At 73.9% G+C, this 21,145-nt stretch carries 20 protein-coding genes; 13 read left to right on the plus strand and 7 right to left on the minus strand.

The window, feature by feature from the left end:
* The 4 genes from rpmB to LPU61_RS15655 form a co-directional block, all read left to right on the plus strand.
* Positions 1-222, plus strand: a 222-nt coding sequence (gene rpmB, locus LPU61_RS15640) for a 50S ribosomal protein L28 (protein WP_229405315.1), incomplete at its 5' end; no start/stop codon positions are given.
* The gene (gene rpmG / locus LPU61_RS15645) at positions 222-389 is read left to right on the plus strand and encodes a 50S ribosomal protein L33 (protein WP_013287204.1); all 168 of its coding nucleotides are present in this window, start codon (positions 222-224) and stop codon (positions 387-389) included. The genes rpmB and rpmG, both read left to right, overlap by 1 nt.
* A complete protein-coding gene (gene rpsN, locus LPU61_RS15650) occupies positions 389-694 on the plus strand; it encodes a 30S ribosomal protein S14 (protein WP_229405317.1) in 306 nt (101 codons plus the stop codon). Before rpmG ends, rpsN begins: the two co-directional genes overlap by 1 nt.
* Positions 695-757: 63 nt before the next feature.
* Positions 758-1,594, plus strand: a complete 837-nt coding sequence (locus LPU61_RS15655) for a class I SAM-dependent methyltransferase (RefSeq protein ID WP_229405318.1) — start codon at positions 758-760, stop codon at positions 1,592-1,594.
* Positions 1,595-1,657: 63 nt separating this feature from the next.
* Here LPU61_RS15655 and LPU61_RS15660 read toward each other — a convergent pair whose 3' ends face one another.
* Complete coding sequence (locus tag LPU61_RS15660; RefSeq protein WP_229405320.1) at positions 1,658-2,956, minus strand: glycosyltransferase; 1,299 nt, start codon at positions 2,954-2,956, stop codon at positions 1,658-1,660.
* A 252-nt stretch (positions 2,957-3,208) separates the two neighbouring features.
* On the opposite strand from LPU61_RS15660, the gene LPU61_RS15665 reads away from it, so the two are divergent.
* The 4 genes from LPU61_RS15665 (at position 3,209) to LPU61_RS15680 (ending at position 7,602) form a co-directional block, all read left to right on the plus strand.
* The gene (locus tag LPU61_RS15665) at positions 3,209-4,315 is read left to right on the plus strand and encodes a calcium:proton antiporter (protein ID WP_043968801.1); all 1,107 of its coding nucleotides are present in this window, start codon (positions 3,209-3,211) and stop codon (positions 4,313-4,315) included.
* 163 nt (positions 4,316-4,478) lie between these two features.
* Entirely contained in the window at positions 4,479-5,228 is a 750-nt protein-coding gene (locus tag LPU61_RS15670; protein WP_043968802.1) for a neutral zinc metallopeptidase, read from the plus strand.
* Positions 5,229-5,394: 166 nt separating this feature from the next.
* Complete coding sequence (locus LPU61_RS15675; RefSeq protein ID WP_043968803.1) at positions 5,395-6,048, plus strand: HAD family phosphatase; 654 nt, start codon at positions 5,395-5,397, stop codon at positions 6,046-6,048.
* 375 nt (positions 6,049-6,423) lie between these two features.
* The gene (locus LPU61_RS15680; protein ID WP_229405321.1) at positions 6,424-7,602 is read left to right on the plus strand and encodes a Cmx/CmrA family chloramphenicol efflux MFS transporter; all 1,179 of its coding nucleotides are present in this window, start codon (positions 6,424-6,426) and stop codon (positions 7,600-7,602) included.
* Between the two features lie 147 nt (positions 7,603-7,749).
* Here LPU61_RS15680 and LPU61_RS15685 read toward each other — a convergent pair whose 3' ends face one another.
* The 5 genes from LPU61_RS15685 to LPU61_RS15710 form a co-directional block, all read right to left on the minus strand.
* Positions 7,750-10,308: an ABC transporter permease gene (locus LPU61_RS15685; protein ID WP_043968806.1), complete on the minus strand. Its 2,559-nt coding sequence runs from the start codon at positions 10,306-10,308 to the stop codon at positions 7,750-7,752.
* The gene (locus LPU61_RS15690) at positions 10,308-11,081 is read right to left on the minus strand and encodes an ABC transporter ATP-binding protein (protein ID WP_043968807.1); all 774 of its coding nucleotides are present in this window, start codon (positions 11,079-11,081) and stop codon (positions 10,308-10,310) included. The genes LPU61_RS15685 and LPU61_RS15690 overlap by 1 nt, the downstream gene beginning before the upstream one ends.
* Before the next feature lie 208 nt (positions 11,082-11,289).
* On the minus strand, positions 11,290-11,979 hold the full coding sequence (locus LPU61_RS15695; protein ID WP_043968808.1) for a response regulator transcription factor: 690 nt from the start codon (positions 11,977-11,979) through the stop codon (positions 11,290-11,292).
* Between the two features lie 52 nt (positions 11,980-12,031).
* The gene (locus LPU61_RS31605) at positions 12,032-13,228 is read right to left on the minus strand and encodes a sensor histidine kinase (protein WP_043968810.1); all 1,197 of its coding nucleotides are present in this window, start codon (positions 13,226-13,228) and stop codon (positions 12,032-12,034) included.
* Between the two features lie 76 nt (positions 13,229-13,304).
* The gene (locus LPU61_RS15710; protein ID WP_043968812.1) at positions 13,305-14,222 is read right to left on the minus strand and encodes a PD-(D/E)XK nuclease family protein; all 918 of its coding nucleotides are present in this window, start codon (positions 14,220-14,222) and stop codon (positions 13,305-13,307) included.
* 87 nt (positions 14,223-14,309) lie between these two features.
* Here LPU61_RS15710 and LPU61_RS15715 point away from each other — a divergent pair, with 87 nt between their 5' ends.
* From LPU61_RS15715 to LPU61_RS15725, 3 genes are read left to right on the plus strand one after another with little or no spacing between them, the layout of a single operon-like run.
* Positions 14,310-15,467, plus strand: a complete 1,158-nt coding sequence (locus tag LPU61_RS15715) for a M50 family metallopeptidase (RefSeq protein WP_229405322.1) — start codon at positions 14,310-14,312, stop codon at positions 15,465-15,467.
* A complete protein-coding gene (locus LPU61_RS15720) occupies positions 15,464-16,525 on the plus strand; it encodes a tRNA (adenine-N1)-methyltransferase (protein ID WP_374199684.1) in 1,062 nt (353 codons plus the stop codon). Before LPU61_RS15715 ends, LPU61_RS15720 begins: the two co-directional genes overlap by 4 nt.
* The gene (locus LPU61_RS15725; RefSeq protein ID WP_043968814.1) at positions 16,522-17,094 is read left to right on the plus strand and encodes a hypothetical protein; all 573 of its coding nucleotides are present in this window, start codon (positions 16,522-16,524) and stop codon (positions 17,092-17,094) included. The genes LPU61_RS15720 and LPU61_RS15725 overlap by 4 nt, the downstream gene beginning before the upstream one ends.
* Before the next feature lie 93 nt (positions 17,095-17,187).
* Here the strand turns inward: LPU61_RS15725 and LPU61_RS15730 are convergent, their stop codons facing one another.
* A complete protein-coding gene (locus tag LPU61_RS15730; RefSeq protein ID WP_043968816.1) occupies positions 17,188-17,481 on the minus strand; it encodes a ferredoxin in 294 nt (97 codons plus the stop codon).
* A gap of 177 nt (positions 17,482-17,658) precedes the next feature.
* Between LPU61_RS15730 and arc the strand changes: the two genes are divergently transcribed.
* Both arc and dop read left to right on the plus strand, forming a co-directional pair.
* Positions 17,659-19,440 carry a proteasome ATPase gene (arc, locus tag LPU61_RS15735; RefSeq protein ID WP_043968817.1) on the plus strand — a complete coding sequence of 594 codons (1,782 nt, stop codon included), beginning with the start codon at positions 17,659-17,661 and terminating at the stop codon, positions 19,438-19,440.
* 175 nt (positions 19,441-19,615) lie between these two features.
* On the plus strand, positions 19,616-21,133 hold the full coding sequence (gene dop, locus LPU61_RS15740; protein ID WP_043968818.1) for a depupylase/deamidase Dop: 1,518 nt from the start codon (positions 19,616-19,618) through the stop codon (positions 21,131-21,133).
* Positions 21,134-21,145: the final 12 nt, after the last annotated feature.

Raw genomic sequence — 21,145 nt, forward strand, 5'->3', positions numbered from 1 at the left:
GACGTCACCGGCGCGAAGCCGAGCTTCGGCAACGCCGTGTCCCACTCCCACCGGCGCACCCGCCGCCGGTGGAACCCCAACCTGCAGCACCACCGCTACTGGCTCCCGTCGGAGCGGCGCTGGATCAGCCTCACCCTGACGGCCAGGGCCCTGCGGACCGTGGACCGCAAGGGCATCGAGAAGGTCGTCGCCGAGCTGCGTAACCGGGGGGTGAAGGTCTGATGGCCCGCCAGACCGACGTCCGTCCGATCGTGCGGCTGCGCAGCACCGCCGGCACCGGCTACACGTACGTGACCCGCAAGAACCGTCGCAACGACCCGGACCGCCTGGTCCTGCGCAAGTACGACCCCGTCGTGCGCCGGCACGTCGAGTTCCGCGAGGCGCGCTGATGGCCAAGAAGAGCATGGTCGACCGGCAGGCGCGTCGACAGGAGCTGGTGACCCGACACGCCCGGACGCGGGCGGAGCTGAAGCGGCTGGTCGCCCACCCGGGGACCGACCCCGGCGTGCGGGGCGAGGCGGTCCGCCGGCTCAGCCGGCTTCCGCGCGACTCCAGCCCGGTGCGGCTGCGGTCGCGCGACCAGATCGACGGCCGCCCCCGCGGAGTGCTGACCCGGTTCGGGCTCTCCCGGGTGCGGTTCCGCGAGCTTGCCCTGCGCGGCGAGCTGCCCGGGGTGCGCAAGGCGTCGTGCTGAGGCCGCCACGTGCGATCCGGTGAGCGTGCCGCTGGTCGTCTCGGCGGCCGGTAGGGTGCGGCCGTGACGGACGGGTGGACGTGGGACGAGTCGCTGTTCGAGGGTGCCGCCGCGCACTACGAGCGGGGCCGCCTGCCCTACGCGGCGGGATTCGTGGCGGCGCTGGCCGACGAGCTGGGGCTCGATGGGTCGGGCCGGCTGCTGGACGTGGGGTGCGGCCCGGGGACGGTGACCGTGCCGCTGGCGGGCTGCTTCGCCGAGGCGGTGGGCGTGGACCCCGACGCCGGGATGCTGGCCCGGGCGCGGCTGCGGGCCGCGCGCGACGGCGTGGGCAACCTCCAATGGGTACGCGCGCGGGCCGAGGACCTGCCCGCCGGGCTGGGCGTGTTCCGGGTGGTGGTGTTCGCGCAGTCGTTCCACTGGACGGTGCAGGACACCGTCGCCGCGGCGGTGCGGGGGATGCTGCCGCCGGGCGGGGCGTTCGTGCACGTCGCCGAGGTCAAGGAGCTGCCGTCGGCGGAGGGGTTGCCGCATCCGGTGCCCCCGTACGCGGCGGTCGCCGAGCTGGTGCGCCACTGGCTCGGGCCGGTACGGCGGGCCGGTCGGGGGGTCCTGCCGGACGGGACGCCCGGCGGCGAGGAGCGGGTCCTGGCCGGGGCGGGGTTCGCGGGCCCCACGCGGCTGCGGGTGCCCTCCGGCGCGGTGGTGCGGCGGTCGGTCGACGACGTGGTGGCGTGGGTGCACTCGCGCTCGGACGGGGCCCCGCACCTGTTCGGGTCGCGGCTGGGGGAGTTCGACGCCGACCTACGGGCCCTGCTCTCGGCGGCGTCGTCCGGAGGATGGTTCGCCGAGCGGGTGCCGGACACGGAGCTGCGGATCTGGCGTACGCCCCGGGGTTGAGGGCGGGCGTGGCCGGGTGGCGTGCCGCCGGCCGGCGCGGGGCCGGCCGGCGGCACGCGGCGGTCAGCCGGCCGCGATGGACGCGGCGGCGGCCACCTGCACCAGCGGCCCCTGCACCAGTGGGCCCTGCACGGAGCCGCCGATGCGGCGGGCCTCGGCGAGGAGGTGGGCGCGCCAGCGCCGCCACAGCGGGGTCATCCGGGAGGTCAGCCAGACGACGTCGACGGCGTCGTCGGGCAGGACGGTGCGGATGCCGAGGGCGTGGTGGGCGGGGCGCGTCGGATCCTCGGGGAGCCTGGCGATCAGCGTCTCGTCGTAGTCGAACAGGTGGGCGGGCGGGAAGCCGGGCGGTAGTTCGCCCCCGCAGCCGAACACGGCGATGCGGGCGCCGGGCGGCACGGTGTCGCGCAGCCGGGCCAGTTCGGCGGTGACGTCGAGGGCGCGGACCCGGTTGACGGCCCGGCGGATGGCGGGCAGTTCCTGGCGCAGGTGCCAGGCGCGGGTGTCCTCCAGCTGGGGCAGGTGCCGGGCGAACCAGGCCCAGAGCAGCTCCAGCACCGGTTCGGGGTGCTTGCGCAGGATGGTCAGGACGTTGCTGGGGTCGTCGCCGGTGTCGACGGTGGCCTCCCGGGGGTGGGGGCTGTCCACCGCCCACGCCTCGCGGCTGACCTCGAAGGCGAGCCCGTGGCGGTCCAGGCGCAGCCCGAGTTCGATGTCCTCGCCGCCCCACGAGCGGAAGTCCTCGTCGAAGCCGCCGACGGTGTGGAAGTCGGCGGCCGGCACGGAGCAGTTGAGCGACCAGAACAGCTGCCAGGCCAGGGGGACGCGGGACAGGTCGAAGGCGGTGCTGGCGAAGGTGGCGTGCCGGCCGTCCTGGAAGGAGGGCAGCGCGCCGAACGTGCGGACGATCTCCTCGGGGGTGCGGTCGCGGGTCGCGGCCTCCAGCCCGGGGACGGGGTCGCCGGGCTGGTAGCCGAAGGTGTAGCCGAGGACGGCGCGGGGCGGCCCGGGGCGGGCGTGGGCGGCGAGATGGGCGGCCAGGAAGTCGGGGCCGGGCAGCACGCCGGTGTCGACGAACGCGAGGACGTCGCCGGTGGCCAGCCGGGCGCCGGCGTTGCGGGCGGCGGCGGCGCGGAAGCCGAGGTCGGGCTGGAAGTGGTAGCGCAGGCGTAGCCGGTCGGCGAACGCGTCGACGGTCTGCCGGGTGTCGTCGGTGGAGCCGTCGTCGGCGACGACGACCTCGTACCGCTCGGCGGGCATCCGCTGGTCGGCGAGCGCGGTCAGGGTGCCGCGCAGCAGGGGCGAACGGTTGTAGGTGGGGACGATGACGGAGATCAGTGGCGTTGCGGCGCCAGATGACATGGTGTGACTCCGGTACTCGGGGGCGTCACAACCTATCGACCGGCGGCGGTGCCGTACATCAGTCGTGAGGCTTGTTCATCTCCTGCTTCCGGAATGCGGGAAGCCCCGACCCGAGGGACATTCCCGTATTGTCGGGCATCATTGCCGGGTATCCAGGGTGACCGAAACAGCCCAGCTGCGGCGGCGCGGCACGGGGCCGGGCCGCGTCCCGAACTGTGGGCGATGATCGCGATTTCTGGCAGGGTTGACCCCATGCTCGCCCTCCTGCGCTCCCGCGTCACCGACTGGACCCTCACCGTGCCCGTGCTGGCCGTGGTGATCCTGGCTCTGACCTGGGGCAGGGAGCTGCCCCCGCTGGTCGTGGGGGTGGTCGCGACGTTCCTCGCCGGGGCGGTGCTCGCCGCCGTGCACCACGCGGAGGTGGTCGCCCACAAGGTGGGGGAGCCGTTCGGCTCGCTGGTCCTCGCCGTCGCGGTCACGGTGATCGAGGTGGCCCTGATCGTCACCCTGATGATCAGCGGCGGCGACAAGACGGTCTCGCTGGCCCGGGACACGGTCTTCGCCGCCGTCATGATCACCTGCAACGGCATCCTCGGCCTGTCCCTGCTGCTCGCGGCGCTGCGTCGCCGGGTGGCGGTGTTCAACCCCGAGGGCACCGGCGGTGCCCTGGCCACCGTGGCCACCCTGGCCACCCTCAGCCTGGTCGTGCCGACCTTCACCACCAGCCGGCCCGGCCCCGAGTTCTCCCCGCCGCAGCTCGTCTTCGCCGCCGTGGCCTCGCTCGCCCTGTACGGGCTGTTCGTGCTCGTGCAGACCGGCCGGCACCGCGACTACTTCCTGCCGGTCACCTCCGACGGGACCGTCGCCGACGCCGACGGCGACGGGCACGCCGACCCGCCGTCGGCCGGCGCCGCCCTGGCCAGCCTGATCATGCTGCTGGTGGCGCTGATCGCCGTGGTGGGCCTCGCGAAGATGGTGTCCCCGGCCATCGAGGCCGGGGTGTCGGCGGCGAACCTGCCGCAGGCGTTCGTCGGTGTGGTGATCGCGCTGCTGGTGCTGCTGCCCGAGACCCTCGCCGCCGCCCGCGCCGCGCGCCGCGACCGGGTGCAGATCAGCCTCAACCTGGCCCTCGGCTCGGCCATGGCCAGCATCGGCCTGACCATCCCCGCCATCGCGATCGCCTCCATCTGGCTCGACGGGCCGCTGCTGCTCGGGCTCGGCGGCACCCAGTTGACCCTGCTGGCGCTGACCGTCGTCACCGGCGTGCTGACCGTGGTGCCGGGCCGGGCCACCCTGCTGCAGGGCGGCGTGCACCTGGTCCTGCTGGCCGCGTTCGTCTTCCTCGCCGCCAGCCCCTGATCCCTCGCCGCCGGCTCCTGACGGCCGCGCGCCGGCCCGGCCCGGTGCGGCCCACGGGTGCGGTCCGGTCGACCGCGATCGGGGATGGTCACCGTGTCGCCGGCCGGGCATGATCGACAGGGAGCCGGGGTAGTGGACCGGTCGGACGAGCCGGGGAGGCACTGTGACGGCACGGTCGGGACGTCGGCCCGGCGGCCCGCTGGCCGGGCTGCTGGCCGCGTTGGTGCTGGCCAGCGGCTGCGTGGTCGGCGGGGTGAACGAGGGCGCGCCGCAGCAACCCCTGCCCCGGTCGACCCGCCAGCCCAGCTCGCCGCAGGGGGAGCAGACCCGCGCCGACGGCACCACCAGCGTGGCCGAGTTCCAGGAGGACATGGCCGTCGCGGTGGACAAGGCCGAGATCTACTGGACCGCGCAGTTCCGGGCGTCGGGCCGGCGGTTCCAGCCGGTGCGTCGGGTCGTGCCCTACCAGCGGGAGGGCGAGGTCTCCTGCGCCGGGCAGGCCCTGCCCCGCAACAACGCCGTGTACTGCTCGGCGGGCGACTTCATCGCCTACGACGTCCGCTGGTCTGTGGCGGCGTTCCGGCAGGTCGGCGACGCGTTCCTCTACTACCTGCTCGGCCACGAGTACGCCCACGGCATCCAGGTGCGCCTCGGCATCCGCGCCCAGTTCACCATCCAGCAGGAGCTGCAGGCCGACTGCATGGCCGGGGCGTACATCGGCGGCTCGATCGAGGCCGGTCACCTGCGGCTGGAGGACGGCGACCTCGACGAGTTCCGGGAAGGGCTGCTCGCCGTCGGCGACGACCCCGACCAGCCGTGGTTCGCCGAGGGGGCGCACGGCACCGCCGAGCAACGCACCGACCACTTCTTCCGCGGGTACGAACAGGGCCTCGCGGCCTGCAACCTCGGCTGACGGCGAACCCGGCGGGCCGGCCGACGGCGCGCCGCCGGGTGGCAACGGGACCGCCGGGCGTGGACAGGGGCGGGGACCGGGTCCCGGCCGGGGCGGGCCGGCTGCGAGGATCGGGTCGACCCCGCGACGCCTGGAGGACCCCCTGAGCAGCCACCACCCCGCCGCCGTGCTCTTCGACATGGACGGCACCCTGGTCGACAGCGAGAAACTGTGGGACGTCGCGCTGCGCGAGCTCGCCGCCGAATACGGCGCCACCCTCTCCGACGCCGGCCGCAAGGCGCTCATCGGCACCAGCATGGCCGACGCGATGCGGATCCTGCACGACGACCTCGGCCAGCCGTACCGCGACCCGCAGGTCAGCGCGGCGTGGATCGACGCCCGGATCCTGGAGCTGTTCCGCACCGGGCTGCGCTGGCGGCCCGGCGCGCTGGCGCTGCTGCGCGCGGTCCGCGCGGCGGGCATCCCCACCGCCCTGGTCACCTCCAGCGGCCGCCCGCTCGTGGAGGTGGCGCTGGACACCCTGGGCCGGGACAGCTTCGACGCGGTCGTCTGCGGCGACGAGGTGGACGCGGCGAAGCCGCACCCGGAGCCGTACCTGACGGCCGCCCGGCTGCTCGGCGTGCCGATCGCCCGGTGCGTGGCGATCGAGGACTCCCCGACCGGGGTGGCCAGTGCCCTCGCCGCCGGCGCGGCCGTGCTGGCGGTGCCGGCGGAGGTGCCGATCGCGCCGACCGACGGCGTACACCAGCTCGACAGCCTGACCGGCGCGGACCTGGAACTGCTCGCCGCCCTGCTCGGCGAGCCGCCCGCGCGCGCCTGAACGCCGGCGGATCCGGCCGCCGTGGGCCCGCCCCGCGCGGCGATTGACGCTGCCGCACGTGGCGACTAGCCTTCGCTGCGTGTCCGGCCCCGAGGCGTCCAGACGCCAGCCACCGTTGTCCGGTGGCTGGCCCCTGATGATGTCGCGCTGAGCCTCAGCCCACGCTGAGGCGGCACACCCGTCGCCGCGTCGCCACCGACTCCACGGTTTCCCGGGGCGCGCCTGCCCGCCGTCGCCACGCAGTGGCGGGGCCCGTAGCGCTGCCCGCCCGGAAGTCCTCTCGCGGTGGCACCCGCGCGGCCGGCTGGACGAATCCGCCGCCCCGTGGCCCGCCGCGTCCCCGCCATCCACCCACGACGCGGTTGTGGAGTCGTCATGCCAATCGTGATCTACATTCTCGGGCTCGCCGTCTTCGCCCAGGGAACCTCCGAGTTCATGCTGGCCGGCCTGATCCCGGACATCGCCGCCGACCTGCGGGTCTCCGTCCCGGCAGCCGGCACGCTCACCTCGACCTTCGCCGCCGGAATGATCATCGGGGCGCCGCTGATGGCCGTGCTCAGCCTGCGCTGGCCCAGACGATGGGCGCTGCTGGTCTTCCTGACCGCCTTCATCGCCGCCCACGTCGTCGGGGCGGTCACCGGCAGCTTCGGTGTCCTGTTGGCCACCCGCGTCGTCGGTGCCGTGGCCAACGCCGGGTTCCTGGCCGTGGGGCTCGCCACGGCGGTCGGCCTGGCCGGGCCACACGCCAAGGGCCGGGCCGCCTCCGTGCTGCTCGGTGGCGTCACCCTCGCCTGCGTCGCGGGGGTGCCCGCCGGCGCCGTGCTCGGAAACCTGTGGGGCTGGCGGTCGGCGTTCTGGGCGGTGGCCGCCGTCTCGGTGCCCGCCGCCGTCGCGATCCTGCGCTCCGTGCCGCCCACGCCCCTGGGCGCGCCCGTGCCCGACGCGCGGCGGGAACTGCGCGCGCTGCGCCGTCCCCGACTGGCTGTGACCCTGGTCCTGGCCGCGCTGGTCAACGGCGCGACCTTCTGCACCTTCACCTACCTGGCCCCGCTGGCCACCGACGTCAGCGGGTACGACAGGGCGTGGGTGCCGGCGCTGCTCGCGGTCTTCGGCCTGGGATCCTTCGTTGGCGTCACCGTCGCCGGCCGGCTGTCGGACACCCGGCCGATGCGGATCCTGGTGCCCGGCGGCCTGGCCCTGCTCGCCGGCTGGCTGCTGTTCGCGGCGACCGCAGCGATCGCCCCGGTGGCGTTGCTGCTCGTCCTCGTCCAGGGGACGCTGTCGTTCGCCGTCGGGGCCACGCTGATCACGCTGGTGCTCTACCGGGCCGCCGACGCGCCGTCGCTGGGTGGCTCCTTCGCGACCGCCGCCCTCAACGTGGGCGCGGCCGCCGGCCCCCTGCTGGGCGGTGCCGCGATCGGCGCGGGCCTCGGCTACCGGTCCCCGCTGTGGGTCAGCGCGCTGCTGGTGGCGCTGGCCCTCACGGTGGGACTGGTCCCGGCGCTGCGGCGTCGGGGCCGCGCGGACGCCCCGGGGCAGCCGGTCCCGTCGTAACCCGGGCGGGCCCGGCCCGTCGCCCGTCGCCTCGGTTCGTCGCCCGCCGCCTCGGCCCGCCGAGGGCGACCCGACCCGGTGCCCGGCGTCAAGAAGGGCCCCCTGCCAGGCCGAAGGCGTTGACAGGGGGCCCTTCCTTGCACCACGTCAGTCGTGGGCGATCGCGCCCAGGACGTTGATCCGGGCGGCGCGGACCGCCGGCAGCGCCGCCGCGACCACCCCGATCAGCGCGGCCAGGCCGAGGAAGATCCCCATCTGCGACCACGGCAGCACCAGGTCGGTGATCCCCTCGTCCTTCAGCGCCCGGACCACCGCCGCGCCGAGGCCGGTGCCGACCGCGACGCCGAGCAGCGCGCCGAACACGGAGATCACCACGGCCTCCACGGTGATCATCCGCATGGTCTGCGCCCGGCGCAGCCCGATCGCCCGCAGCAGCCCCAGCTCCCGGGTGCGTTCCAGCACCGACAGCGCCAGGGTGTTGACGATGCCCAGCACGGCGATCACGATGGCCAGCGCCAACAGGATCTGGATCATCGTGAGCAGGGTGTCGAAGCCGCTGGTCTGCTGCTCGATGTAGCTGGCCCGGTCGGCCACCGACACCTCCGGGTTGTCGGCCACCAGCGCGTCGAGCTGCGGCTGCACCTGCGACACCGGCGTGCCCGGGGTCAGCCGCACCAGGGCCGAGAACGGCTCCGGATTGGTGAACTCCGGCCCCGCCTGCCTGGGCAGGATGATCGACCCGATGGACCGCTCGTCGGGCAGCACCGCCGCCACCGTGTAGGTGTGCGGCGACTCGCTCCGGGCGAACTGCGCGGTCAGCCGGTCACCCACCGACTTGCCCAGCTCCTTCGCCCCGGACACGCTCAGCGCCACCTGGTCCGGCTTGAGGGTGGCGGCCGTGCCCGACTGCGGCACGGTGCCGTAGATGCGGGCCATCGCGGCCAGGTCGGTCAGCGCCACCACGTACGTCCGGTCGCCGTCGACGATCGCGTTGTCGTTGTAGACGCCCAGCACCGCGTCCACCCCCGGCAGCGCGGCGGCCTTGTCCACCACCGACGCGTCGAACGTGGGCGGCCGGGGCCCCGTCTGCTCCCCGGAGATCACCAGCTGCGCGTCGACGGTGCGTGCCGCCGAGGCGGAGATGCTCGACTTCGCCGAGTCCAGGATCACCGTCACCCCGGTCACCAGGGCGATGCCGACCATCAGCGCGGCGGCGGTGATCGCCGTGCGGCGCGGGTTGCGCCCCGAGTTCAGCCGGCCCAGCCGGCCCGGCACCGACCAGGCGAACAAGGCTCCGAGCAGCGACACCACCGGGCGGCTGATCAGCGGGGTCAGCAGCGCCACCCCGATGAACGTGAACAGCACCCCGGCCAGGATCACCGTCAGCGTGGCCCCGCCCGCGTTGCCGGTCAGCCCGACCGCCAGCAGCCCGCCGCCGAGGGCGGTGACCACCGCCCCGGACACCGTGACCTTCGTCAGCGGCCGGTCCGGCGTGGCCACGTCCTGCATCGCCGCGATCGGCGGGATCCGCGCCGCCCGCAGCGCCGGCAGCAGCGCCGCGACGACCGTGATCAGCATGCCGACGGCGAACGCGCCGACCACCGCCTGCGGGGGCACCCCGATCCCGGCCAGCTCCAGCCCCCCGGCGAACCTGCCGAACGCCCAGGCCAGCAGCGCGCCCACCCCGACGCCCGCGCCCAGCCCGAGGACCGAGGCGACCAGGCCGATTGCGAGGGCCTCCAGCACCACCGAACCGATGATCTGCCGCCCGCTCGCGCCGATCGCCCGCATCAGCGCCAACTCCCGGGTCCGCTGCGCCACGATGATCGAGAACGTGTTGAGGATCAGGAACGTGCCCACCAGCAGCGCCACCGCGGCGAAGCCGAGCAGCACCTTGTTGAAGAACGACAGCCCCTCCTTCAGGCTGGCCGACGAGGCGGCGGAGAGCTCCTCGCCGGTCTTCACGTCAAAGCCGGCGCCCAGCGTGCGGGCCACGTCGTCGCGCACCGTCTCCGGGCGTACCCCGTCGGCGACCCGCACGGTCACGTTGTTGAACGTGCCGGGTGCGCCGAGCATCAGCCGCTGGGCGGCGGGCGTGGTGAACGCGACCTCGTTCGCGCCGCCGATGGTGTCCCGGCCGCTGCTGTAGCCGAAGACCCCCACCAGGGTGAACTCGCGCCGCTTCGACTCGAACGCGGTCAGCGCGCCGACCCGGTCACCCACCTTCACCTTCGCGGCCTTCGCCAGCGCCGCATTCACCGCGATCTCGTCGTCGGCCTGCGGGCCGCGCCCCTCGCGCAGCCGCACCAGGTCGGACTCGCCCGTCCAGTTCACGCCGAGCTGCGGCGGACCGAACGAGGTGACCACCTTGCCGTTGCTGCCGATCAGCCGGGCCCCGTCGGCGTTGACCAGGCCCGTGGCCGATGCCACCCCGGGCACCGCCCGCACCCGGTCCACCACGTCCGTGGGGAACGGCAGGGCCACCTGCTCGCCCTCACCCTCGCCCACCTCCAGCTTCGGCTTCGCGGCCACGTTGACGTCGACGCCGGCGAACGCGTCGGCGAACACCGCGTCGAAGGACCGGCCGAGGGTGTCGGTGAGCACGAACGCGCCGGAGACGAACATGACGCCGAGCACCACCGCCAGGCCGGACAGGACCAGGCGCACCTTGCGCGCCAGCAGGCTCTTCATGGTCGCCCGGAACATCAGTTGCCCACCTCGGTCGCGGCGGGGACGTCCAGCTTCTTCATCGTGTCCAGCACCGTGTCGGCCGTCGGCTCGATCAGCTCCGACACGATCTCCCCGTCGGCGAGGAACACCACCCGGTCGGCGTACGCGGCGGCCGTCGGGTCGTGGGTCACCATGACGATCGTCTGGCCGTGCTCGCGCACCGAGTTGCGCAGGAAGCTCAGCACCTCCGCGCCGGAGCGGGAGTCCAGGTTGCCCGTCGGCTCGTCGGCGAAGATCACCTCGGGGCGGGCGACCAGCGCCCGCGCGCACGCCACCCGCTGCTGCTGACCGCCGGAGAGCTGCGCCGGGCGGTGGTCGAGCCGGTCGCGCAACCCCACCGTCCCGATCACCACGTCGTACCAGGCCGGATCCGGCTTGCGCCCGGCGATCGACAACGGCAGCAGGATGTTCTCCTTCGCCGTCAGCGTCGGCAGCAGGTTGAACTGCTGGAAGATGAAGCCCACCTTGTCGCGGCGCAGCTTCGTCAGCCCCGCGTCGCCGAGCCCCGTCACCGTCGTGTCGCCGATCGCCACCGTGCCCCGGGTCACCGAGTCCAGGCCCGCCAGGCAGTGCATCAGCGTCGACTTGCCCGACCCCGACGGGCCCATGATCGCGGTGAACCTGCCCCGCTCGAACTCGGCGCTCACCCCCCGCAGCGCGACGACCTGCGCCTCGCCGCTGCCGTACACCTTCCACACGTCGCTTGCGCGGGCCGCGGCCTGCGCCTGGCGGCCTGTCGTCGCGGTCACGTCATCTACCTCTTCCGTCGGGTGGGCCGCACCGGCCCCCGCTGGCCCGGTGCGGGCATGTGCCCATCCTCAGGCCCCCGCGGCGCCGGACCCTCCGACTTCGGGCGGACCCACGGCGGATTTCCCGCTGCGGGTGGGCCCCGATGCCGGCTCAGGGTTGCCCCTGACCGCTACGCCGTGCCCGCGCCGCCCCCCGGCGACGGCCCGGCTACCCCCGGGGCCGCACCAGACCCGACTCGTACGCGAGCACCACGGCCTGCACCCGGTCGCGCAGCCCCAACTTCGTCAGCACGTGCCCGACGTGGGTCTTCACCGTCGTCTCGCTGACCGTCAACTCCCGGGCGATCTCCGCGTTGGACAGCCCCCGCGCCACCTGCACCAGCACCTCCCGCTCGCGCTCGGTGAGCGTGCTGAGCGCCCGCGGCGGCGTCGCTGCCGGATCAGGCAGCGAGTCGGCGAAGCGGTCCAGCAGCCGCTTGAGGATCCGTGGGGCGACCACCGCCTCCCCGGCGGCGACCGTGCGGATCGCGGTCACCAGGTCCTCCGCCGGCACGTCCTTGGCCAGGAAACCGCTGGCCCCGGCGCGCAACGCCCCCACCACGTACTCGTCGAGGTCGAACGTCGTCAGGATCAGCACCCGCACCGGCAGCCGGGCCTCGACGATGGCCCGGGTCGCGGCCACCCCGTCCATCCGGGGCATCCGGATGTCCATCAGCACCACGTCCGGCAGCAGCCGGCGGGACAGGTCCACCGCCTCCACGCCGTCGCCGGCCTCGGCCACGATGTCCAGCCCCTCCTCGGAGCCCAACACCATCCGGAACCCGGTGCGCAGCAGCGGCTGGTCGTCGGCGAGCAGGATCCGCACCGGCCGCGGCGGCGTCGCGCCCTCTTCGGTCATCTGGGGTCCCCCCGTCGCGCCGGCCCGGCCGGCTGGTCGTGACGCGGCCCGGTCACACCGGCACCGCCCCGAGCTGCTCCACCGGAATCCTCGCGTACACCCGGTAGCCGCCGCCGGGCCGGGCCCCGGTGCGCAGCGTCCCGCCGTAGAGACCCACCCGCTCCCGCATGCCCACCAGCCCGTGCCCGACCCGGACCGCGCCCGGCGCCGGCCCCCGACCGGTGTCGGTTACCTCCACCGCCAGGTACGCCGCGCCGAACGTCAACCGCACCACCGCCGTCGCCTCCCCGGCGTGCTTGAGGGCGTTGGTCAGGGCCTCCTGCACGATCCGGTAGACCGTCAACGCCACCCCCTCCTCCAACGACCCCGGCTCGCCCTCGACCCGCAACGTCACCGGCAGCCCCGCCTCGCGCACCTGCTCCACCAGCGGCTCGATGCCCGCCAGCCCCGGCTGCGGGGCCAGGTCGGCCGCCGGCTCCGCGTCGGTGCGCAGCACGTCCAGCAGCCGGCGCAGCTCCCGCAGCGTCGCCCGGCCGGTGTCCTCGATCGTGGCGATCGCCTCGTCGGCGGCGTCCGGGTCGCGGCGCAGCACCCGCCGGGCCCCGGTGGCGAGGACCCCCATCACGCTCACGTGGTGGGCCACCACGTCGTGCAGCTCCCGGGCGATGCGCCGCCGCTCGTCGGCCACCGCCTGCTCGGCCAGGGACCGCTGGTTCTGCTCGGCCACCCGGGCCCGCTCCCGCAGCGCCTCGGTGGAGGCGCGGCGGGCATGCACCGCCCGGCCCACCGCGTACGCCACCACGGCGACGAGCAGGTTGTTGAGCACCAGGTAGGCCGGGCCCACCTCGAAGACCGTGTCGGCGATCGGGGCGAGGACGTTGACCGCCGCCACCGGCACCCACAGCACCACGGTGGCCAGCACCGCCGGGCGGGCCCGGTGGTGCGCCGCCATCGTGTACGTCAACGCCATGAAGGTGAGGCTCTGCGTGGTCGGGGCGTGCCCGAACACCACCGGCACCGCCAGGGTCGCCACGGCGGCGGCCACCGCCGGCCACGGCGCCGCCCGGCGCAGCGCCACCGGGGCGGCGCACAGCACGCTCCAGCCCAGCGCCGCCGGCAGCGGACCGGGCCGGAAGTCGACCGGGGTGAGCAGGACGAAGACGGCGTCCACCAGCACCACGGCGACGGCGAGCAGCGCGTCGGCGGCCAGCCGGTGGCGGCGCAGCCACGCCCTCAACCCTGCGGTCATAGGGGAACGCTAGCCGCCGCCACACGCGATCGATCGTCGCCGACGGTGAACCCGGTCTCCTCCTCAGGGAGGACGCTCACTCGTCCGCGCCGGGCGGGCTGGGCCGCGACCGGGCGTCGACCAGCGGATCCGCCGAGGCGGCCGCCGCCGGGAACGGCGGCGGGGTCCCGCCGAAACTCGGGCACAGCGCCCGGTGGTTGCACCAGTCACACAGCCGGCTCGGCCGGGGCCGGAAATCCTGCCGCGCCGTCGCCGCCTCGATCGCCTGCCACAACGCCACCACGGTGCGCTCGAACCGCGCCAGCTCCTCCGCGTCGGGGGTGTAGTCGCAGACCTCCGCGTCCTTGAGGTAGAGCAGCCGAAGCACCCGCGGCACCACCCCGCGGGTGCGCCACAGCACCAGCGCGTAGAACTTCAGCTGGAACAACGCCCGCGCCTCGAACGCCTCCCGGGGCGCGCCGCCGGTCTTGTAGTCGACCACCCGCAGCGCCCCGTCGGGGGCCACGTCCAGACGGTCGAGATAACCCCGGATCAGCAGCTCGTCGTCGACCACCGCCGAGATCAACGCCTCCCGCTCGGCCGGCTCCAATCGGCGCGGGTCCTCCACCGCGAAGTAGCCCCCCAGCAGCCCGGACGCCGACCGCAGGAACTCCGCCGTGCCGTCGGGATCGTCGGCGTCGAACAGGGCCGCCAGCTCCGGCTGCTCGGTGACCAGCCGGTCCCACTGCGGGGCCACCAGGTCACCGGCCGCCTCCGGGGTGCGCCCGGCCGCCGGCAGGTCGAACAGCCGCTCCAGCACCGCGTGCACCAGAGTGCCCCGGGCCTGCTCCACGCTCGGCCGCTCGGGCAGCCGGTCGATGCTGCGGAACCGGTAGAGCAGCGGACACGTCTTGAAGTCGGCCGCCCGCGACGGCGACAGCGACGCCCGGACCGTCGCCGGCACCTCCGCCGTGGCCCGCGCCTGCTGCTGGTCGATCACCGGTTCCGCCGTCATGTCCGGAAGGTTAGGCCACCGGTCCGACAAGCCCACCGCGCCGCTCCGGCAGGTGCCCGTCGGCGGCGGGTCCGTAGCATCGGGACGATGGAGCAGCCGCAGACCGACCGACCGCCGCGCCGCCCCACCCGCCCCGGCCTCACCGTCGGCCGGGTCTTCGGCGTGCCCCTGCACCTCAACGGGTCGATGCTGCTGCTGGCCCTCCTGGTCACCGTGACCTACGCCGAGTTCGCCCGCCGCCAGCTCGACCTGTCCCAGCTCGGCGCGTACCTGATCGGCGTCGGGTTCGTCGTGTCGCTGCTCGGCTCGGTGCTGCTGCACGAGCTCGGCCACGCCCTCACCGCCCGCCGCTACGGCATCGGCGTGCGGGGCATCACCCTGGAGCTGCTCGGCGGATACACGGAGATGGACCGTGACGCCCCCAGCCCCCGCGTCGACCTGCTGGTGTCGCTGGCCGGCCCGGCCGTCTCCGCGGTGCTCGGCGCCGCCGCCGTCGCCGCCACCCTCGCGCTGCCCGACGGCACCCTGACCAACCAGCTCGCCTTCCAGCTCGCGGTCAGCAACGTCATCGTCGCGCTGTTCAACCTGCTGCCCGGCCTGCCGCTCGACGGCGGCCGGGCCCTGCGGGCCGCCGTGTGGGCGCTCACCCGCGACCGGCACACCGGCACGGAGGTCGCCGGCTGGGTCGGCCGGGCCGTCGCCGTCGGCACCGCCGCGGTGACGCTCGTGCTGACCGTCAACCGGCTGCTGGCGCCCCTGGCCCTGCCGCTGATGCTGCTCGTCGCGGTCACCCTGTGGCGCGGGGCGGGCCAGTCCATCCGGCTGGCCCGGATCAGCCGCCGGTTCCCGCTGATCGACCTGCGCCGACTGGCCCGCCCCGTCCTCGCCGTACCCACCGGCACACCGCTGGCCGAGGCGCAGCGCCGCCGCGCCGAGGCCGACCGCCCCGACGCCGCGCTCGCCGTCACCGACGGCGCCGGCCGGCCCGTCGCGCTCGTCGACCCCGTCGCCGCCGACGCCGTGCCGCCGGCCCGCCGGCCCTGGATCGCCGTCGACGCCGTCGCCCGCGCCCTCGCCGGCCTGCCCGTCCTGCCGGCCGGCCTCGACGGGGAACGGGTCATGGAGGCCGTGCGGACCCACCCGGGCGCACAGTACGTCGTGACGGCAGGCGAAGATGTCGTCGGCGTTCTGCACATCGCGGACCTGGCGCAGCTCCTGGAACCCAAACGGAAGATGAACACGTGACCGCACATCCCCCCACCCTCCCGGCCGACCCCGACGCGCCGGCGACCGCCGACACCGGGGCGTCGCCGCCCGTGCCGGCGGCCCACGGCAGCGACGCGCCGGGCCTCCGCCACGCCAGGGGGCCCTTCCGCCCCGGCGACCGGGTGCAGCTGACCGACCCGAAGGGGCGGATGCACACGGTCACCCTGGAGCACGGCAAGGAGTTCCACACCCACCGCGGGATCCTCGCCCACGACGCGCTGATCGGGCTGCCCGACGGCAGCGTGGTCACCACCTCCGGCGGCGGCACCGCGTTCCTCGCGCTGCGCCCCCTGCTGTCGGACTACGTCCTGTCCATGCCGCGCGGCGCCCAGGTGATCTACCCGAAGGACTCGGCGCAGATCGTCGCCATGGGCGACATCTTCCCCGGCGCGAAGGTCCTCGAGGCCGGCGCCGGCTCCGGCGCGCTGAGCTGCTCCCTGCTGCGGGCCGTCGGCACCACCGGCGAACTGCACTCCTACGAACTGCGCGACGACTTCGCCCAGATCGCCCGCCGCAACGTCGAGGCGTTCTTCCACGGCCCGCACCCGGCGTGGCGGCTGCACGTCGGCGACGTCGCCGACTGCACCGAGACCGGCTTCGACCGGATCATCCTGGACATGCTCACCCCCTGGGAGGCCCTCGACATGGTCGAGCGGGCCCTCGTGCCCGGCGGGGTGTTCATCGGCTACGTCGCCACCACCCCCCAGCTGTCGGAGCTGGTGGAGGCGCTGCGCGAGCGCGGCGGCTGGACCGAGCCGCGCGCCTGGGAGTCCCTGGTGCGCGACTGGCACGCCGAAGGGCTCGCCGTGCGCCCCGACCACCGGATGATCGCGCACACCGCGTTCCTCGTCTCTGCCCGCCGGCTCGCCCCCGGCGTCACCGCCCCGCCGCGGCGGCGCAAACCCAGCAAGGGCGCCGAGGCGTACGCCGAACGCAAGCAGGCGCTGCGCGCGGCCGCCGAGGCCCGCCAGGCCGCCGCCGCCCAGGCCGCCGGGGCGCTGCCCGACACGGCGGAGGAGCGTGGGGTGGCCGAATGAGCCAGCCGGGCTTCGGCGGTCAGGACGTGCCGGCGGTCTTCCCCGACTGGTCGCCCTACCCCGACCTCGAATCGGCGGCGCGGGCCTACCTGCGGGACCCGGACGTCGCCCTGGAGGCCCTGGGCGGGGTGCTGCGCGGCGCGTCCGTGCTCGGCTTCACCCTCGAACGGTTCGTCAACGAGGTCAACGGCGTGTGGCAGGAGGTGGTGGTCTGCGACGGCAGCCGCCTCGTGCTCTGGCACGGCGAGGACGTGCCGCCGGGGGAGGGGCCGCCCGGCTCGATGACCTCGTCGCTGCGGGTGGTGCCGGTCTCCACCGTCACCGAGGTCGGCTGCCGGCGGCGGCTCACCCGCACCGACGACGGCCGGATCCGGGTCGACAGCATCGACGTCTACCTGCTGCTCACCTCGCTCGACGAGGCACCGCCCGGCGACGAGATCGGCGGGGTGCCCCGGCACGACGCGCTGCGCTTCGGCAAGACCCTCGACGACGGCGGGGCGGGGCAGATCGCCCGGCTGGAGGAGTTCGCCCGGACGGTCGCCGCCGTGGTGGGCCGGCCGCTGCTCTGAGCCCGGCCCGCCGGGCGCCACCGCCAGGGTCGCCCCGCCCGGGGCGGCCCGGCGGGTGCCCGGTCGGCGGTCGGTCGTCCGCGGCGTCCGGGCTCAGTCGTCCTCGGCGTCCGGGCCGGCGACCTCGACGCCGTCGCCCCGCACCACGTGGATGCACTCGCCCGGGCACTCCTTCGCCGAGTCGATCACCTCAAGGCGCAGGTGCTCGGGCACCCCCACCCGGCTGCCCGGGGCGAGCTGCAACTCGCCGTCGGCGCCCTTGACGTAGGCCAGCCCGTCGACGTCGAACTCGAAGACCTCCGGCGCGTACTGCACGCACAGGCCGTCGCCCGTGCACAGATCCTGGTCCACCCAGACCTGCAACTGGTCGGTCGCGACCTCGCTCACCGGCGTACCCCCATGCTCTCCCGTCCCACGACACGACGGTACCCGAACGCCCCGACCCGCCCCCGCGGCCACCCTTGGCGATCAAGGTTCAGTGACGAGGGCGTTGCGTGGGACCGAATCGGCCTCATAGCGGCTAGTGTTAGGGCAGAACGTTCAAGCCCCCCGGGGAGGTGGGACGTGGCACGCAGCGACGACGCGGACTCGCGCGCCGCACGGTGGGAGAAGGAGGCCCACGATCTCTCCACGCAGGTCGCGTTCCTTCAAGAGGAACTCGCTCTGGTGCGGCGCAAGTTGACCGAAAGCCCCCGACACGTCCGGCAGCTCGAAGAGCGGCTGGCGGCCACCCAGGCACAGTTGGCGCGGCTGACCGAGAACAACGAACGGCTCGTGAGCACTCTCAAGGAGGCCCGAGCGCAGATCGTGACGCTCAAGGAGGAGATCGACCGCCTCGCGCAACCGCCGAGTGGCTACGGTGTCTTCCTGGCAGCGCACGAGGACGGCACGGTGGACGTGTTCACCGGTGGGCGCAAGCTCCGGGTGGCCGTCTCACCCTCGCTGGACGTCGCGGAGCTGCGACGTGGCCAGGAGGTCCTGCTCAACGACGCGCTCAACATCGTCGACGCGTTCGGTTTCGAGCGGGTCGGCGAGGTGGTGATGCTCAAGGAGATCCTCGCGGGTCCCGAGGGCGCTCCGGGCGACCGGGCGCTGGTGGTCTCGCACTCCGACGAGGAGCGCATCGTGCACCTCGCCGAGACCCTGATCGGCTCGCCGATCCGGGCCGGCGACTCGCTCATGATCGAGCCCCGCTCGGCGTACGCGTACGAGCGGATCCCGAAGAGCGAGGTCGAGGAGCTGGTCCTGGAGGAGGTGCCCGACGTCGACTACACCGACATCGGTGGCCTCCAGTCGCAGATCGAGCAGATCCGCGACGCGGTGGAGCTGCCCTTCCTGCACGCGGACCTGTTCCGTGAGCACCAGCTCCGCCCGCCCAAGGGCATCCTGCTCTACGGCCCGCCCGGCTGCGGCAAGACGCTCATCGCCAAGGCGGTGGCGAACTCGCTGGCCAAGAAGATCGCCGAGCGGCTCGGCAAGGAGAGGCACACCAGCTTCTTCCTCAACATCAAGGGCCCCGAGCTGCTCAACAAGTACGTCGGCGAAACCGAGCGGCACATCCGGTTGATCTTCCAGCGGGCCCGCGAGAAGGCCGGCGAGGGCACGCCGGTCATCGTGTTCTTCGACGAGATGGACTCCATCTTCCGCACCCGCGGCTCCGGCGTCTCCTCCGACGTGGAGAACACGATCGTCCCCCAGCTGCTCAGCGAGATCGACGGCGTGGAGGGGCTGGAGAACGTCATCGTCATCGGCGCCTCCAACCGGGAGGACATGATCGACCCGGCCATCCTGCGCCCCGGCCGGCTCGACGTGAAGATCAAGATCGAGCGGCCGGACGCCGAGGCGGCCAAGGACATCTTCTCCAAGTACATCCTCTCCGGGCTGCCGCTGCACCCGGACGACCTGGCCGAACACGGAGGCGACGCCCAGGCCACCGTCGCCGCCATGATCGACGCGGTCGTGCTGCGGATGTACTCCGAGACCGAGGAGAACCGCTTCCTCGAGGTGACCTACGCCAACGGCGACAAGGAAGTCCTCTACTTCAAGGACTTCAACTCCGGCGCGATGATCCAGAACATCGTCGACCGGGGCAAGAAGATGGCGATCAAGGAGTTCCTCACCTCCGGCCGCAAGGGCCTGCGCCTGCAGCACCTCCTCGACGCCTGCGTCGACGAGTTCCGCGAGAACGAGGACCTCCCCAACACCACCAACCCCGACGACTGGGCCCGCATCTCCGGCAAGAAGGGCGAACGGATCGTCTACATCCGCACGCTCGTCTCCGGCGGCAAGGGCACCGAGGCCGGCCGGTCGATCGAGACCGCCAGCAACACCGGCCAGTACCTGTAACCACCCCCGACGACACGACCGGGGCCCGCGACAGCGACGTCGCGGGCCCCGCCGCGTCCCCGCATCCGGCACGACACCGCCCCGCCGCGGCCGCCCGCCGCGCCCCCGCACCGCGCAACGCGGACTACGCTCGACGTGACGGGGGACCGGGTCGGCGAGCGAAGCGGGTAGGTTGATGAGCGTAAGACGGATCATGGGCACCGAGGTCGAGTACGGCATCTCCGTGCCCGGCCAGGCGGGGGCCAACCCGATGGTCACCTCCTCCCAGGTGGTCAACGCCTACGGGGCACGCCCCGAACTCAACCGGGGCGGCCGGGCCCGCTGGGACTACGAGGAGGAGTCGCCGCTGCGCGACGCCCGCGGCTTCACCTACTCCGGCGCCGCGTACGACCCCGCCGAGGCCCTCGCCGACGAGGACCTCGGGCTGGCCAACGTCATACTCACCAACGGCGCCCGCCTCTACGTCGACCACGCCCACCCCGAATACTCCACCCCCGAGGTCACCAACCCCCTCGACGTGGTGAAGTGGGACAAGGCCGGCGAGCGGGTGATGGCCGAGGCCGCCCGCCGGGCCGCCACCATCCCGGGCACCCAGCCCATCCACCTCTACAAGAACAACACCGACAACAAGGGCGCCAGCTACGGCGCGCACGAGAACTACCTGATGCGCCGGCAGACGCCGTTCGCCGACATCGTCGCCTACCTGACGCCGTTCTTCGTCACCCGGCAGATCGTCTGCGGCGCCGGCCGCGTCGGCATCGGCCAGGACGGCGGCGCCAGCGGCTTCCAGATCTCCCAGCGCGCCGACTTCTTCGAGGTCGAGGTCGGCCTGGAGACGACGCTCAAGCGGCCCATCATCAACACCCGCGACGAGCCGCACGCCGACGCCGACAAGTACCGCCGGCTGCACGTCATCATCGGCGACGCCAACCTGTCGGAGATCTCCACGTACCTCAAGGTCGGCACCACCGCCCTGATCCTCACCATGATCGAGCAGAAGGCCCTCGGGCCGGACCTGGGCATCGCCGACCCGGTGAGCGAGCTGCGCGCCGTCAGCCACGACCCGTCGCTGAAGCACCTGATGCGGCTGCGCGACGGGCGTCGGCTGACCGCCCTGGACGTGCAGTGGGCCTACTTCGAGCGGGTCAGCTCCTTCGTGGACGACCGGTACGGCGCCGACGTCGACGAGCAGACCGCCGACGTGCTCGACCGCTGGGAGAGCGTGCTCGACCGGCTCGGCCGCGACGCGTTCGAATGCGCCGACGAGCTGGACTGGGTGGCGAAGCTGCGGCTGCTGGAGGGCTACCGGGAGCGGGAGAAGCTCGGCTGGGGCTCGCACAAGCTCCAGTTGGTCGACCTCCAGTACTCCGACGTGCGGCCGGAGAAGGGCCTCTACCACCGCCTCGTGCAGCGCGGGTCGATGAAGACGCTGCTGACCGACGAGCAGACCCGCACGGCGATGACCGAGCCGCCGGAGGACACCCGGGCCTACTTCCGGGGCCGCTGCCTGGCCCAGTACGCCTCCGAGGTGGTCGCCGCGAGCTGGGACTCGGTGATCTTCGACGTGGGCCGGGAGTCGCTGGTGCGGGTGCCGATGATGGAGCCGGAGCGGGGCACCCGCAAGCACGTCGGCGCCCTGTTCGACCGGTGCGTCAGCGCGAAGGACCTGCTGGAGACGCTGACCGGCGGCTGACCCTGCCGTAGG

Origin of the sequence: Micromonospora sp. NBRC 110038 (genome assembly GCF_020884815.1) — a bacterium.
GTDB classification, from domain to species: domain Bacteria; phylum Actinomycetota; class Actinomycetes; order Mycobacteriales; family Micromonosporaceae; genus Micromonospora; species Micromonospora haikouensis.